Origin of the sequence: Sandarakinorhabdus sp. DWP1-3-1, assembly GCF_049896705.1 — a bacterium.
Classification (GTDB): Bacteria; Pseudomonadota; Alphaproteobacteria; order Sphingomonadales; family Sphingomonadaceae; genus Sandarakinorhabdus.
The window spans coordinates 1-15676 of the sequence record NZ_JAFCUV010000004.1; the positions used below are offsets into that span (position 1 = coordinate 1).

Consider the following 15676-nt stretch of genomic DNA (forward strand, 5'->3'; position numbering starts at 1 on the left):
TGGGACGTGTTTCGCGGCCTCGACATGGACCGGGTCAAGGCCGTCATGAAGACCCCCGCCATCGCCGACCTGCGCAACGTCTACCGCCCCGATGAAATGGCCCGCAGGGGGATCGCCTATCGCGGCGTCGGCGTGCGTGACCATGCGCCACGCCGGCTGGCCGCCATCGATGGCTGATGCCCGGCGCGGCTGGCGGACCGCGCTCGTGCCGGCCGTGCTCGCGCTGGCTGCGACCCCTGCACCGGCCCAGACGATCATCCTGCCGCCGCCGTCGGGGGCGCCGCAAGCCATCGATTTCAGCCGCGATCCACTGCTGGTGTTCGGCCATGCCAGCAGCCTGCCCGGCCCGTTCCTCGAACAGCTGGGCGATGCCGTCGCGCGCCACCCCGCCGTCGCCGCCGCCATTGCCGAGCAGGAGGCGCAATCGGGCGTCCGCACCCAGGTCCGCGCCCGCCTGTTCCCGCGCATCGATGCACAATTCGTCGCCGCGCGCGCGCTCGCCCGCGATTTCGGCGACCGGTCGACGATCGTCGAGAGCCTGTCGCCGCGCGCGCGCACCGATGTTGTCGTCGCCGGCGACCAGCTGCTGTTCGATTTCGGCGCCACCGGTGCGCGCATCGCGGCCGCCAACACCCGCATCCGCGCCGCCCATGCCGATATCGAGCGGGCGGCGGCCGAGACCGCCCTGCGCGCCGTCGGCGCCTGGTACGACCGGCTGCAGGACCAGATGCTGGTCGACATCACCGCCGCCGCCGCCCGGCGCCAGCAGGCCGTGCTCGCCGATGTCCGGGCGCGGATGACCCAGGGCGTCGGGTCGGCCGGCGATGTCGCCCGCACCGAGGCGGTGGTCGCCGATACCGAGGCGCTGGCGGCGCGGCTGGCCGGCCGGCTGGCGCAATCGCGGGCGCGCTATCGCGAGGCCTTTGGTGTCGAACCGCCACCCCGGCTGGCGCGGGCGATGGCGCCGGCGAGCGTTGCCACGCGCGCCGACATCGCCGAGGCGATGGGACGCGACACGCCGGCCGTGCAGGTCGCCCGGCTGGTCGCCGAGGCGGTGCGCCGGGATCACGCCGCCGCCCGCGCCGACGGCCTGCCCCGCCTGTCCGCCGCGCTCAACGGCAGCCGCTACAACATCTTTTCCGGCAATGACTATGAAATCCGCGGCACGCTGGTCGTGCGACAGAGCCTGTTCGCCGGCGGCGCCCAGCGCGGCCGCATCGCCGAAGTCGCCGCCGATGCCCGCAAGGCCGGGTTCGAGGCCGACCGCGTCGCCGCCGAAGCGGCGCGCGACGCCGCAATCGCCTTTGCCGAGGTCGAGGCGCTGCAGGCGACCGCCGCCGTGCTGGAGGCGGCCTATGTCGCCAACCGCCGCGCCCGCGATTCCTATGTCGAGCAATATCGCGTCGCCCGCGGCACGCTGATCGAGCTGCTGCGCGCCGAACAGGCCTATGCGACCGCCGCCGTCAACTATGTCGAGGGCGTCGTCGCACTCGACGTGGCGCGCTACACCTTGCTCGTCCGCACCGGCGAGATGCTGCCGGCGGCCGGGGTCACCATCGGTGGCTGACCTTGCGGCGCCATCGGGGCCGCGGCCGCGGATCGCCGCCTGGCTGATGGAACCGGTGCTGGAAAGCCGCGGGCTTTATGGCCAGGTCATCGTCGCGGCGGTGCTGATCAACCTGTTCAGCCTGGCGACCTCGCTGTTTTCGATGACGGTCTACAATCGCATCGTCCCCAACAATGCCGTCGATTCGCTGCTGGCGCTGTCGATCGGCGTCGCCATCGTCCTGGTCTTCGATTTCATCCTGCGGGCGCTGCGCGGCTATTTCCTCGACATCGCCGGGCAGCGGATCGACCGCATCGTCGGTGCCGCCATCTTCGACCGCATGTTGACGATGCGGCTCGACGCCCGGCGCGGTTCCAGCGGCGCCTTTGCCGGGCTGCTGCGCGAATTCGAGACGCTGCGCGATTTCTTTGCCAGCGCCACCGTCACCACGCTGGTCGACGTGCCGTTCATCCTGCTGTTCCTGGTCGTGATCTGGATCATCGGGGGGCCGCTGGTGCTGGTGCCGCTGGCCATGCTGCCGATCGTCGTGGGTGTGGGCGTGGCGTCGCAGCCGCTGCTGGCGCGGCTGTCGGGCCGGGGCCTGAACGAGGCGCTGTCGAAACAGGGCGTGCTGGTGGAGGCGATTTCGGCGCTGGAGACGGTCAAGTCGTCGTCGGCCGGGCCCCTGCTGGCAGGCCGCTGGGCGCGGGCCGTCGACGATCACGCCGCCTCCACCCTGCAGCAGCGGCTGGTCGCCGCGATCAGCATCAATGTCGCCCAGTCGGCCCAGCAGGTCGCCTATATCGGCGTCGTCATCGTCGGCGTCCACATGATCGCGGCGCGCGACCTGACGATGGGCGGCCTCGTCGCCTGCTCTATCCTCGCCGGCCGCTGCGTGGCGCCGCTGGGCCAGATCGCCGGGCTGCTGACCCGGCTCAGCCACACGCGATCGGCCTATGCCCAGCTCGACCGGCTGATGCAGGGCGGCGGCGAGGCGCTGGCCGGCACGCGCTATCTGCGCCGCGAAACGCTGGCGGGCGGCATCGCCTTTCGCCGGGTCAGCTTTCGTTATCCGGGCAGCAGCAGCCGCGCGCTCGACGATGTGTCGTTCACCGTCGCGCCGGGCGAACGGGTGGCCATCATCGGGCGCGTCGGATCGGGCAAATCGACGATCACCCGGCTGATCCTGGGGCTATATGCGCCCAGCGACGGCGCCGTGCTCGTCGATGATGCGGACGTCCGCCAGCTGCACCCCGACGACCTGCGCCACAATATCGGCGCGGTGCTGCAGGACGTGCTGCTGCTGTCCGGTTCCGTGCGGGAGAATATTGCGCTCGGCGACTCCGCCGTCGACGATGCCGCGGTGCTGCGCGCCGCCCAGGTGAGCGGTGCCCATGATTTCATGGGCCAGGTGCCGAACGGCTATGACCTGCAGCTGGCCGATCGCGGCGAGGGGCTGTCGGGCGGCCAGCGCCAGTCGATCGCCATCGCGCGGGCGCTGGCCCGGCCGCGCGCCATCCTGCTGCTCGACGAGCCGACATCGGCGATGGACAGCCAGTCCGAAACTGCGCTGATCGCGCGGCTCGAGCCCGAGGTGGCGGGGCGCACGCTCGTCCTCGTCACCCACCGCCGGTCGCTGCTCAGGCTGGTCGATCGCATCATCGTCCTCGACAAGGGCAGGGTCGTCGCCGCCGGGCCGCGCGACGATGTGCTCAAGTCCATCCGCACCACGGGGTGACCGCCATGTCGCTTGCCACCACGATCGAGGCCGCCGCGCAGCCGCTGGCGCCGTCGCGCGCCGCCGGCTTGATGCTGTGGACGATCGCGGGGCTGACCGGGTCGCTGCTGGGCTGGGCGGCGCTGGCCCGGGTCGACGAGACCGCGACGGCGATGGGTCGGATCATTCCGTCGCGGCAGCTGCAGGTGGTGTCGAACCTCGAAGGCGGCACGGTCGAGACCATCCTGGTGCGGCCGGGCCAGCGGGTTGCCGCCGGGCAGCCGCTGCTGCGCCTCGCCACCACGCAGTTCGCCGCCGAATATGGCCGGACGAGCACCAGCTCGCGCGCGCTGGCGGCGCGGGCAGCGCGGCTGGAGGCCGAAATCGCTGGACGCGCGCCGACATTTCCGCCGGCGCTGGCCGCCGATGCGCCCGAGGTGATCGCGGTCGAACGGGCGCTGCATGCCGCCCGCGCCACCGAATTGTCCGCCGCCACCGCCATGGCCACGGCCCGGCTCGACCAGGCGCAGCGGGCGCTGGCGCAGGCCGAGGTCGAGGCGCGGGCGCGGGCGCAGGCGGCGCGGTCGGCCGACAGCGAGGTGGCGATGATCGCGCCGCTGGTCGACAAGGGGATCGAGCCGCAGATCGCGCTGGTTCGCGCCCGCGCGGTCCAGGACGAGGCGCGCGGCGGTGCCGCTGCTGCCGCCGTCGCCGTGCAGCGCGCCCGCGCCGCGGTGACCGAGGCGCGTTCCGGCCTGCATGGTGTCCGCGACAAATTCCGCGCCGATGCCCTGGGCGAGCTGACCACGACCCGGGCCGAGCTTGGCGGGCAAGCAGCGATGCTGCCGGCGCTGCAGGACCGGGTACGCCGCGCCGATGTGCGCGCGCCGGTGGCCGGCACCGTCAACCGGGTGCTGGTGGCGACGCCGGGCGGCACGGTGCGTGCCGGCGATCCGCTGGTGGAGATCGTGCCGGTCGATGATGCGCTGGTCGTGGAAGCCGAGGTGCGGCCGGCCGATATCGCCTTCGTCCACCCCGGCCAGCAGGCGACGGTGAAGATCACCGCCTATGATTATACGATCTATGGCGCGCTGGACGGGGTCGTCGAGCGGCTGTCGCCCGATGCGACCGTCGACCAGCGCAGCGGCGAAAGCCACTATACCATCCGGGTGCGCACCCGGCAGCCGGGTTTGCGCGCGCCGGACGGATCGTTGCTGCCGATCCAGGCCGGGATGATCGCCAGCGTCGACCTGCTCGGCCGCAAGCGGTCGGTGCTGTCCTATCTGGCGACCCCGGTCGCCAGGGTCGGCGGCAACGCCTTTCGCGACCGTTAGCCGCCGCCCCGGTTGCCGTCAGGCGCGGGCCTGGTAGCTCGGCAGGCCGTTGCTTACCGCCCAGATCGCCGCCTGGGTGCGATTGATGACGTGCAGCTTGCGCAGGATCGCCTTGATATGGACCTTGACCGTCGCCTCGGTGATGCTCAGCTGCCGCGAGATGAGCTTGTTGGCGTCGCCGCGGATCAGGCAGTTGAGAATCTGGATCTCGCGTTCGGACAGGTTGACCCCCGACCGGGTCGCATCCCATTCGCCGCTGAAACCGTGCATGGGCATGGCGATCATTTCGGAAATCGTCTGGGACGGCACGATCTTTTCGCCCTGGGCGATCATCTGCAGCGCACTGATCAGCGGTTCGCTGGAAATGCCCTTGGACAGATAGCCGTCGGCGCCGGCGGCGAGCGCACGGACGATGGTGACGATGGCGCAATCCTCGGCAATCAGCACCAGTCGCGGCACCGAAAAGCGTTCGCGCAACACGGCACAGCTGTCGGCGCTGTCGTTGCCGGCAACGGTGTCGACGATGATCAGCCGGCAATCCTCGACCTCATCGGCGATATCGAGCAGTTCGTCCGCCGAGCCGACCGCGGCCCTGACGATGAATTGATGGTCGGACAGGATCCGCCGCAGCCCCTCGCGGACGATTTCATTACGAGCAACGATACTGATCGAACACGCCAACATTACAGGTCTCCCAGACTATTACGGGTATAGTCCGGTGACCGTCAGCCCCCTCGCTATGCCCCATGCGTGGTAAACGACCGCTGAAAGCCTGTTGCCGGTGTGGACCGGTTTGCCGACTTTCTTGCCTGGAAATTAGCTAATTGATAAGGATTATGCAAATCGCACGCCCACATTATGGGATGCCAGGAAGCACCGGTTGGCGGGGCGGGCAGCGCAAATTGTCGAGAATCCAACGCTGTGCATGCACGATGGAAAAATCTGGCTACTACCTTTGGGTAGGCGTGGCTGCCGTAGAAATCGCTTCCGAATCACCTCTTCCGATTCGAATCCGAATGATCGACAGCAATTCAGAAGGGTACGCATCCGAACGCCCACAACAATCTCGGGACGTTGGCGAAACAATTGGCAGTGTCGCATCTATCGGCACGAGTTGTGCCTCGACATAAATCAGTAACAAGATTTACGCGGTCGCCGTCCGATCGCGACTTTAGTTGCGGACTGAGATCGTGTCGCAATGGCATGCGGCGGATACCGGGACTTTCCGGCCGCGGATGCGCGCGGGCGCTTTCACCCGTGTGAACGCATGATTTCGGCGATCCGCATTTCGTTCATATTCGCCGTCGATCACCTGCCCGTCCGCGACAGGCGCAGCCCCACCGAAATTGCACCCCCACCATACTTTTGGGTGGAGTGACGCCATCGCCGCACTGACGTTCACTGGCACCGACGTCAGGGGGAGCAGGAACGATCATGCCATTGAAAACGGGGGCCTGGCTGGCGTGCGTGGGCCTGGCGGCCGGGCTGGCGGCGGGGCTGGCCGGTCCCGCGGCGGCGGCACTGCCGGCCTTTCCGGGTGCGGCCGGCTTTGGTCGCGACACGCCGGGCGGTCGCGGCGGCGCCATCATCCCGGTGACGACATTGGCCGATTCCGGCCCGGGGTCGCTGCGCGCCTGCATCGATGCGCGCGGCCCGCGGGTGTGTGTCTTTCGTGTCGGCGGCGTCATCCGCTTCACCACCACGCGCCCGATGATCGTCAACCCCGGCATCACCATCGCCGGCCAGACCGCGCCGGGCGGCGGCATCCTGTTGACCCATGATGGCGGGCCCCGGGGCTATACCCCGCTCGTCATCAAGAACACCCATGACGTCATCGTCCGCCATATCAGGGTGCGGCCCGACAAGCGCGGCGACGATCGCGGCGCCAACGGTGCCTTCACTATCGAGAACAGCCGCAACGTCATCCTCGACCATGTCAGCGGGTCCTGGGCGCTGGACCAGAATCTCAGCGGCTATGGCACCAACGATCGGGTCACCGTGTCATGGTCGATCTTTGCGGAGGGCATCCAGCCGCATGACAAATGCGCCCTGATGGCCAGCGATCCCAAGGGTCCGCAAAGCTTCAGCTTTATCGCCAACCTGTGCGCGCACAACGGCGACCGCAACCCGGACGCGAACTTCCCGAAGGGGTCGTGCGTCGAGATCAACAACAACGTGCTGTACAACGCCGCCTCCCAGTTCGTCGAAATCTGGGAAAGCTATGGCGGCACGCCGGTCAACGTCATCGGCAACGTGATCAGGACCGGCCCCAACACCCCGCGCCACAGCTATGCCATCGATCGCCCGCGCATCGGCAGCACCGGCCGCGCCCGCATCTATCACGCCGACAATATCATCGACGGCAACATCCGGGGCATGGTGTCGCCCGACGCCGCCGGCGCCATCGTCGCCGCGCCGGTCTGCGGGCTGAAGCCGCCGCCGCTGACCGCCGCCCGGGCCTATGGCGCCGTGCTGGCGACCGCCGGCGCCTTCCCACGCGACAGTTTCGACCGGCGCATCGTCGCCGAGGTGCGCAGCCGCACGGGGCAGATCCCGCGCACCGCCGGGCAACTGCCGGTCATCGCCAATGCCGCCCCCTATCCCGATGCCGACCGCGACGGCATGGACGATCGCTGGGAACGGGCCCGGGGCCTCGATACCGCGACCAACGATGCCTGGTCGGACAAGGACGGCGACGGCTGGCCCAATTTCGACAATTTCCTCGACACCCTGCATCGCCGGGCGATCAGCAATGGCAAGTGAAGCCCCCGGCATCGCCATTGCCCCCGTCACGGCGCCTGTGGTCCGCGCGGTCGAGGACAGGTTCAATGTTGCCGCCCATGGGCTGCGCGGCGTCGCGGCGATGATGGTGTTCCTCGCCCATCTGCTCGGCGGCACGGCAGAGCACATTTATGCCGCGAACCAGCACTATGTCGAGGCGATCAAGCCCTATTGGCACCTCGGCACCTATGGCGTCGAGCTGTTCTTCGTCATCAGCGGCTTTGTCATCCTGCCGAGCGTCAGGCGGTACACGCTGGGTGAATTCGGCCTGCGGCGGCTGCTGCGGCTGTACCCGATGTTCTTTGCCTTTTCGGTGCTGTTCGTGGTCCTCAACGGTCTCACCAATGCCTATCCGGCGCTCAACACGCCGGTCGCCATCGTGTCGGGCTTCCTGTTCCTCAACCTGTTCACCGGCACCGAGCAGTTGACGCCCAACGCCTGGAGCCTGACCTTCGAGGTGCTGTTCTACCTGTGCATCGCGGTGACCTGGCACGTGGCGTTCGTCCGGCGCAGCGCGATCCTGACCTTGCTGGCCGGCGGCGCGTCGCTGGCATTTCTCGCCAGCTTTCCGATCACGCTCTATTTCGTCGTCGGTGTCGCCATCCGCATCGCGCACGATCGCGGGCTGCTGCTGCCGCAGCCGCTTGCCGCCGGGCTGGAGGCGCTGGCGCTGGCGCTCGTCGCCCGCCTCGCCGCCATCGACCATTATGAATATACCCATGCGGAGCTCGCCGATCCGGCGGTCGTCGCGCTGATCGTGGCGACCGGCGTCTATTTCTGGCTCGCCGTGCACGCCGGCAGCCTGACCGCCCGGCTGCTCGGCAACCGCGCGACGCTGTACCTCGGCACCGTCAGCTACAGCCTGTATATCGTCCACCCCTATGTCTACCTGCCGGTACGGATGCTGTTCGACCGGATGGGCTGGTTCACCCCCGATATCATGGTCTCCATGGCGCTGTTCGCGCTGGCGGTCACGCCGCCGATGCTGCTGGCGACCGATATCGTCCATCGGCGGCTGGAACGCTGGCCCTACGCGCGGTTCTTCCGGCAGGGGATCTACAAGGCGTGAGCGCTGCGGGGCCGGCCTAGCCTTTGAGCCTGATGCCGATGCCGACATAGTTGCGGGTGAAACGATCCTCCGCGATCCGCGCCGCGCGGCGGGTGTGGCTGGCCTCCAGGAACAGCGACAAACGGCGGTCGACCAGATATTCGGCATCGAAGCGCAGCGACCGGGTCTTGAGCGGCGCGACGGCGCCGCGGAACAGCGTCGCCAGATAGCCGGCCTGGATGGCGGCGATCAGATTGTGGCGCACCTCCTGGTCGACGCGCACGCTGATGCTGGTGTCGGTGCGGCCTGCGGCACCGACCTGGGCGGTGGCGACATCGCCGCGAAACCCCTTCAGCGTCACGGCCGTGCGCGGCCGCAGCGACCAGACCAGCTCGGCATTGCCACCGATGCCCCAATAGGGTGCCAGCGCCGGATCGGCCGGCACCGCCCGGAACGGCCCGATGCCGGCCTCGCCCTTCAGCTTGCCGGTGATCGAGACGCGGCTGCCGACGAACAGCCCGAAGGTCGTCATGTCGCGATCGATTCCCGAAAGATCGACGCGCAGGTCGTTGTCGCGGATGTTGGCATAGCCCTCGATGAAGGTCGCGAACTGTTGCGACGACGCGAACGACAGGCGGACGGACGGGATATAGGCGATGAACGAGCGCTCCTCGTCGCCCGGTTCGAGGAAATAGTTGCGCTGGACCTTGCCGCGGATGTCGAGCTCCAGGTTCCCGCCGCCATGATGATAGCCGGCGGTCGCCGCGAACAGGTTGATCTGCCGCGGCGACAGGCCGAGGCGATTTTGCGATTCGGGGTCGTTGCGGGACTGGACGATCCGTTCCGCCTGGACACCGGCGCTGATGCTGTCGTCGCCGCCGACCAGATATTGCGACGACAGCCGGGCGCCGAAGCCGGTCCGGCTCTCGCTGCCGAACCGGGCATATTGGTTGATGTCGGCATAGGCGATACCGTCGAGGCTCAGGCGCTGCTGCCGCGTCGTCAGCAGCAGCCGCGGCGAAATGGTGAAGACGACATCATCGTCGGCATTGCGCGACACCGCGAAGATGTTGTCGTCGTAGCGGGACAGCACGCTCAGCTGCGACGCGATGGTCGTCGCGCCCAGCCGCAGGGTGCGCTGTTCATAGCCCGGGCGCGGCAGCTCCATCGGCGTCAGCGGCGCTTCCTGCGCCGGCGCCGCTGCGGTGGCCGTCGCCAGCAGCGCGGCCAGTACCCTCGGACCGCTGCGCCGTCGATTGCGGCACCGTCGTCCGCTGCGGCGACACGGTGCCATCGGGGCTAGAACCAGGCTTCGGGAACGGTGATGGTGTCGCCGGGCTGCACCGGGGTCTGGGCGGGGCCGCGGCTCTTGATGACGTTGCCGTCGCCGCCGCGCACGATCATCGCCGATTTCTTGTTGGCGCGAAATGTGTAGCCGCCGGCGATCGAGACCGCCGCCAGCACCGACATGCCGGGCACATAGGGATATTGCCCCGGCTTCTGCACCTCGCCCAGGATGTAGAAAGGCCGGTATTTCTGCACCTGGACGGTGACGCTCGGCGCCTTGACCAGCGCGCGGGCACGAATGGCCTCGGCGAGCGCGGCTGCCAGCTCGTCGACGGTCAGGCCGCTCGCCCGGATCGGCGCGATCAGCGGCAGGGCGATGCTGCCGGCGTCGCCGACGACATAGTTGGCATTGGCGGCATCGAGGCCGAAGACCGTGACCCGAACCTCGTCGCCGGGGCCCAGCCGGTACGGGGCCGCCGCCGCCGGCGGTGACGCGACCGCGCCGCGTACCGGGGCACAGGCCGAACACAGGGACAGCAGTACGACCAGGGGCAGGGCGCGCATGATCAGGGTTCCTTCGACGGGCGCGGCTGTTCGGCCGACGCGAAGATGAGCGCGACCGCCAGCAGCACCGGCACCACCCACATCCGGGCGTACATGTGCGGGCTGGCGATCGACGACACGATGAACGACATGGTGACGGCAAGGCCGAGTGCCCCGGCCAGCCGATCGCGCCGCAGCGCCGCGGCAGCAATGCCCAGCAGGACGAGCAGCATCACCAGCCAGCCGACCAGCGCGGCGATGCCACCTTCGGCCCAGAGCAGCAGGTAGACATTGTGGACCGGCGCACCGCTGGCGCTGACCACCCGGTACTGGTCGGCCCCCAGGCCGACGAACATCGTGTCGCCGACGATCCGCCACGCCTCCTGCATCAGCGCCAGCCGGCCGCTGAAGGTGCCGGCATTGGCCAGGTCGCCGCTTTCGAGCGCCGGCAGCACCCGGGCGCCAAAGGCCGCCGGCAGGCCGTTGCCGGTGGCGGCATAGATCGCGACCCCGGCAACGCCTGCCGCAATCAGCTTTGGCGGCGGTCGCAGGCCACCGGCGAGCATCATCATGGCCACGCCGGTCAGGCCGCAGGCCAGCGCCGATACCGACGCCGCCAGCACGCCGCCGACCAGGAAGACCAGCAGCAACAGCGCCGCGGCCCGCTGCGACAGCTGGCGGCGAGCGGCGAGGAACAGCACGAACGGCACCGTCATCGCGATGACCGCGCCGTTCCAGTTGGCATCGCTGAGGAATACGCCGAGCCGGCGGCTGCCGCTGATGAAATCGAGCCCGAACCGGCGGTTTTCCTCGAAACTGCCGTCGATGAGGACATAGACGGCGATGCCGAACACCTCCATGGCGGCCACCCCTGCCACCAGCCCCCTGGCGAGGTTGATCGTGCGCGCCAGACCGTGGCCGACCAGCAGGAACGGCAGCACCATGAAGGCAAAGCTGTACTGGAGCGTGGTGATGATCCAGCGCAGCGGGTCGCCGTTGACGATGCTGCCGATCAACAGGCCGAGGATCATCAGCAGGAACCCCGTCACCCAGGCGCCGGTGAACGCGCCGAACGGCGCCCCGCGCACGCCCTGCCCGGCGAGCAGCGCCAGCGCCGCCAGGCAGAACAGGCCGTCGCTGAGCGTGAACATGATGTCGAACGGCCGCCAGGTCAGATAGGCCGAGAAGAACACCGCGACGGTGAGCAGCGTCAGGCCGGCATCGCGGCCCGAAACCGCCCGGCCCGAAACCACGCGACCCCGGCCCGCCGGCGCCAAGGCGGCGGCATCGGTCATGCGGCCCGATCCCCCGCCACCCGGTCGTCCACCGCCAGCCAGGGCGAGACATCGCGGCCGAGCAGCGCGCCGAGCCGCAGCACGTCGTCATGATAGAAATCGCGCAGGCGCCGACGCAGGTCGGCGGTCAGCGGCGGATAGCGCGGCGGACGCGCGATGGCCGCGTGCGCGGCGCGGAACCAGGCACGATCGCGCAGCGGTGCGACCCGGTCCTTTACCGGGGCCAGCAGCGTGCGCAGTGCCAGCGGCAGGATCGGGGCCTGGCTGTCGTTGACCCGGGCCACCACCTCCTGTTCGGCGATGCGCGGCGCGATGCCGAGGTGCCGGCTGACCATGGCGATCACCGTTTCCGGTTGCGCGCGAATATCCTCGTGCAGGATCAGCGCGATGCGGTCACGCGGAAACACCTCGAGCCAGCGCGCCAGATGGCGATGGTACAGCCCGTCCTCCAGGAACCGCGGCAGCGTCGCGTCGTGCCGGAGGTAGCTTTCGGGCGGCTTGTCGACCATGCCGCGCCGATAGAACATGCAATAGTCGGAATAGGCGCGCTCGATCGGGTTGCGCAGCTGCACCACCAGCTTCACGTCGGGCAGCATGGCGGCGATACGCGCCGGCGCCTCGGGATGGGCGAGATAGTCGGCGGACTTTTCCCCCACCAGCTGGCCCCGGCCCGCAGCGGCGAACCAGGCGGCGTACCAATCGGGCCCGAGATCAAAGGCGCTGCTGAAGTAATGCGGCTCGGGCCCCGGCAGGAACACGTCGGGATGCTGCTGCAGCTGGTGCACGATCCAGGTCGTCGCGGCCTTGGCCGCGCCGATGATCAGGAAATCCGGCAGGCGACGCGGCGTCGTCATCGCGTCGCGGTGGTGATGATGGCGTGCAGGACGTCGGCGATCCGGGCCATCTCGCCGGCGTCCAGGGTGTGATCGACGGGCACCATCAGGCTGGTTTCGCCCAGCGCCCGCGCCGTCGGCAGCCGCTGGTCGTGGCCGAAGGCCCGCTCGCGATAGATTTCGGGGCATGAACCGCTGAAGCACGGCACCCCGGCGGCGACGGCGGCTTCGACGATGCGGTCGCGGCTCCAGCCGGCGTGCAGCCGTTCGGGCCGCAGGAAGGCGTAGAATTTGTACCAGGCATGGCCGATCGCTTCGTCGGGCACCGTCAGGCGCAGCGCCGGCAGGCCGCCGAGCCCGGCCAGCAAGACGCCCGCATTGGCGCGCCGCTGCCCCAGCCAGCGCGGCAGCTTGCGCAACTGGGCGCGGCCGATGGCAGCCTGCAGTTCCGTCATGCGGTAATTGCTGCCGAAACCGTCATGGACCCAGCGAAAACTGCTGCCCGTTGCCGGTTGGCCCAGCGCGGCGAGCGACTTGCCATGGTCCTTCAGCGCCCAGGCGCGGGCATGGACGGCGTCGTCCTGCAGCAGCAGCATGCCGCCTTCGCCGCCGGTCGACATGATCTTGTCGGTGCAGAATGAAAAGGCGGCGGCATCGCCGAAACTGCCGGCCATCCGGCCGTCGAGGCTGGCACCATGGGCCTGGGCGCAATCCTCGATGACCTTCAGGCCATAGGCCCGCGCCAGGGTCATGATCTCGGGCATCGCGCACGGCCAGCCGGCCAGATGGACCGCGATGATGGCGCGGGTCCGCGGCGAGATCACCCGGGCGATGGTTTCGGCGGTGATGTTCTGGCTGGCGGGGTCGACGTCGGCAAAGACCGGCACCGCGCCGCAATTGACGATGCATGCCGCCGAGGCAAAAAAACTGCGCGGCGTCACCACCACTTCGTCGCCGGTGCCGATGTCGAGCGCGCGGAGCGCCACCTCCAGCGCCACCGTGCCATTGGCCATGGCGATGGCGTGGGGCGCATCGCAGAGGGCCGCGAACTCGGCCTCGAAGGCGCGGCACTGGTCGCCATGCACCAGCGAATTGACCCGGCCCGAGGCGAGCACGGCGACGGCCGCGTCGATCTCGTCCTGTTCGTGGCGCGGCCAGCGCGACCGGACCGGGCGCGGCGCGTCGGCGACGGGGGCGAGCGCGTGCCGGGCGGTGGCCATCAGGCCGCTCCCTGCGCGGCGACGGCATTTGCCGGTACGCCGGCGCCGGCCGGCACGCGCGGGACGCGAACGGGCTGCCGGGCGGGTGCCGCCGGCTCTGGCGCGACGACGATCGCGGCCTCGGTGACCGGCTGCCCGGTGGCGGCGAGCACGATCCGGCGCACCGTGTCGGCATGATCGGCCAGCGCCTCGGTCTCCAGCCGGTCGAACAGGCGCTGCAGCTCGCGATGCGGCACCGGCACCGGCTCCGCCTCCATGATGCCGGGGACCGACGATGCCATTCGCTTTTCGCCGCTGTCGAACAGTTCCTCGTACAGCTTTTCGCCCGGACGCAGCCCGACGACCTTGATCTTGACGTCGATATCGGGCTGCAGCCCGGCCAGCCGGATCATGCGCCGCGCGATGTCGATGATCTTGACCGGGTCGCCCATGTCGAGAACGAAGATGCGGCCGCGGCGGACATCGGGATTCATGGCCTCTGCCGTCGCCTGCAGGATCAGGTTGACCGCCTCGTGGACGGTCATGAAGAAGCGTTCGATATCGGCATGCGTCACCGTCAGCGGCCCGCGCCGGCTGAGCTGGCGCTGGAACAGCGGGATCAGCGAGCCGCTGGAACCAAGCACATTGCCGAAGCGCACCGTGACGAAGCGCGGCGACCCGGGCTTGCCTTCGCCGGCCAGGTCGAGCGCCTGGCAGTAAAGCTCGCCCAGTCGCTTGGTGGCGCCCATCACGCCGACGGGATTCACCGCCTTGTCGGTCGACACCTGCACCATGGCGCTGACCCCGTGCCGGCGCACCGCATCGGCGACGTTGCGGGTGCCGAGCACATTGGTCAGCACCCCGGCGCAGGGATTGATCTCGACCAGCGGCACATGCTTCAGCGCGGCGGCGTGGAAGACCAGTTCCGGCCGGTAGGTCTCGAAGACGTTCATCAGGCATTCGCGCTGGCGGATGGAACACAGCACCGGCGACCGCTTGATGGCGCCGAAGTTCTCGGTCATCTCGAGGTCGATGGTGTACAGGTTGATCTCGCTGTGATCGAGCAGGATCAGCTCGGCGGGATCGAGCGCCGCGATCTGGCGCACCAGTTCCGACCCGATGGTGCCGCCGGCCCCGGTCACCAGCACCCGCCGACCGGCGATGGCGCGCCGGGTCAGCACCTGGTCGCGCTGGACCTGCGGGCGATCGAGCAGCGCGTCGATGTCGATGAAGCGCAGGTCGAGCTGGTCGGCGTGCGATTCCACGCCGATGGCCTGGGCGATGCGGCCGACCTTCAGCCCCAGGAACTCGGCCTTCGACACCAGCCGCACCATGTCGGGGCCGTTGATGGCCTCGGGCCCATCGACCAGGAACACATATTCCGGCCGCTGGCCGACCGCGTCGAGGCCGTTGACCACCTGCTCGACGGCATCGAGGGCACCGAGCACCGGCACGCCGCGCATGCGCATCCTGAGATTGCGGCCGTCCTGGTCGATGATGCCGACGGCGCGATAGCGGCCGCGTTCGCTGGTTTCGAGGCTGCGCAGCGCGATCTCGACACGCTCGATGGTGCCGACAAGGAGGACCGGTCGGGGCTGGCGGGGGGCCGCGGGGGCGCCGTCGGTGGCGCGGGCCAACGTATGGCGGTCGCAGACCAGCCGCCGCACCAGGCGCATCGCGCAGATGGCGACGACGAGGATGAACCACTGGATGATCGGCACCGACAGCGGCAGCCAGTCCCCCGGCGTCGTCAGGCGGATGGCCAGGACGGTGGCGACGACCGACAGCGTCGCCGCCGGCACCACCGAGACCAGGTCGACCAGCGAGACGAAGCGCCAGGCGCGATTGTAGACGCCCGACACGTACAGCATCAGCCCGGTGACCAGCACCGTCGTCGGCAGCGCCATGACGAGGCCCTGGTGCATTGCGGGCGGGATGTCGCCGCTCATCCGCAGCCACAATGCCGCCGCCAGAGCCGCACCGGCGGCGCTGGCGTCGAGCGCGATCTTGCCGGCGCTGCGCGCAAACCTGTCCCGCCTGTTGCCGATCGTCTTTCCAAGCACCTGCCGGTCCCCCTGATGCATGTTCCTGTC

12 protein-coding genes are annotated in these 15676 nt (G+C 69.2%); 5 read left to right on the forward strand and 7 right to left on the reverse strand.

The annotated features are described in order from the left end of the window. The first annotated feature begins 169 nt into the window (after positions 1-169). The 3 genes from ACP7AI_RS17385 to ACP7AI_RS17395 are packed head-to-tail and all read left to right on the forward strand — an operon-like array spanning position 170 to position 4597. Complete coding sequence (locus tag ACP7AI_RS17385; RefSeq protein ID WP_426170188.1) at positions 170-1567, forward strand: TolC family protein; 1398 nt, start codon at positions 170-172, stop codon at positions 1565-1567. Beyond that, complete coding sequence (locus tag ACP7AI_RS17390; RefSeq protein WP_426170190.1) at positions 1560-3284, forward strand: type I secretion system permease/ATPase; 1725 nt, start codon at positions 1560-1562, stop codon at positions 3282-3284. Before ACP7AI_RS17385 ends, ACP7AI_RS17390 begins: the two co-directional genes overlap by 8 nt. Before the next feature lie 5 nt (positions 3285-3289). Beyond that, positions 3290-4597, forward strand: coding sequence for an HlyD family type I secretion periplasmic adaptor subunit (locus ACP7AI_RS17395; protein WP_426170192.1), 1308 nt, complete (start codon positions 3290-3292; stop codon positions 4595-4597). Positions 4598-4615: 18 nt separating this feature from the next. Here the strand turns inward: ACP7AI_RS17395 and ACP7AI_RS17400 are convergent, their stop codons facing one another. After that, complete coding sequence (locus ACP7AI_RS17400; RefSeq protein WP_426170195.1) at positions 4616-5281, reverse strand: LuxR C-terminal-related transcriptional regulator; 666 nt, start codon at positions 5279-5281, stop codon at positions 4616-4618. Between the two features lie 750 nt (positions 5282-6031). Here ACP7AI_RS17400 and ACP7AI_RS17405 point away from each other — a divergent pair. Both ACP7AI_RS17405 and ACP7AI_RS17410 read left to right on the forward strand, forming a co-directional pair. Beyond that, on the forward strand, positions 6032-7360 hold the full coding sequence (locus ACP7AI_RS17405) for a pectate lyase family protein (protein ID WP_426170198.1): 1329 nt from the start codon (positions 6032-6034) through the stop codon (positions 7358-7360). Next, entirely contained in the window at positions 7350-8447 is a 1098-nt protein-coding gene (locus ACP7AI_RS17410; protein ID WP_426170201.1) for an acyltransferase family protein, read from the forward strand. The genes ACP7AI_RS17405 and ACP7AI_RS17410 overlap by 11 nt, the downstream gene beginning before the upstream one ends. Positions 8448-8463: 16 nt before the next feature. Here ACP7AI_RS17410 and ACP7AI_RS17415 read toward each other — a convergent pair whose 3' ends face one another. The 6 genes from ACP7AI_RS17415 to ACP7AI_RS17440 form a co-directional block, all read right to left on the reverse strand. After that, the gene (locus ACP7AI_RS17415; RefSeq protein ID WP_426170203.1) at positions 8464-9594 is read right to left on the reverse strand and encodes an outer membrane beta-barrel protein; all 1131 of its coding nucleotides are present in this window, start codon (positions 9592-9594) and stop codon (positions 8464-8466) included. 131 nt (positions 9595-9725) lie between these two features. Beyond that, positions 9726-10277: a polysaccharide biosynthesis/export family protein gene (locus ACP7AI_RS17420; RefSeq protein ID WP_426170205.1), complete on the reverse strand. Its 552-nt coding sequence runs from the start codon at positions 10275-10277 to the stop codon at positions 9726-9728. 2 nt (positions 10278-10279) lie between these two features. Next, positions 10280-11551, reverse strand: coding sequence for an O-antigen ligase family protein (locus tag ACP7AI_RS17425; protein WP_426170208.1), 1272 nt, complete (start codon positions 11549-11551; stop codon positions 10280-10282). Next, the gene (locus ACP7AI_RS17430) at positions 11548-12405 is read right to left on the reverse strand and encodes a sulfotransferase (protein WP_426170210.1); all 858 of its coding nucleotides are present in this window, start codon (positions 12403-12405) and stop codon (positions 11548-11550) included. The genes ACP7AI_RS17425 and ACP7AI_RS17430 overlap by 4 nt, the downstream gene beginning before the upstream one ends. Then, on the reverse strand, positions 12402-13604 hold the full coding sequence (locus ACP7AI_RS17435) for a DegT/DnrJ/EryC1/StrS family aminotransferase (protein ID WP_426170213.1): 1203 nt from the start codon (positions 13602-13604) through the stop codon (positions 12402-12404). Before ACP7AI_RS17435 ends, ACP7AI_RS17430 begins: the two co-directional genes overlap by 4 nt. After that, entirely contained in the window at positions 13604-15667 is a 2064-nt protein-coding gene (locus ACP7AI_RS17440) for a polysaccharide biosynthesis protein (RefSeq protein WP_426170215.1), read from the reverse strand. The genes ACP7AI_RS17435 and ACP7AI_RS17440 overlap by 1 nt, the downstream gene beginning before the upstream one ends. Positions 15668-15676: the final 9 nt, after the last annotated feature.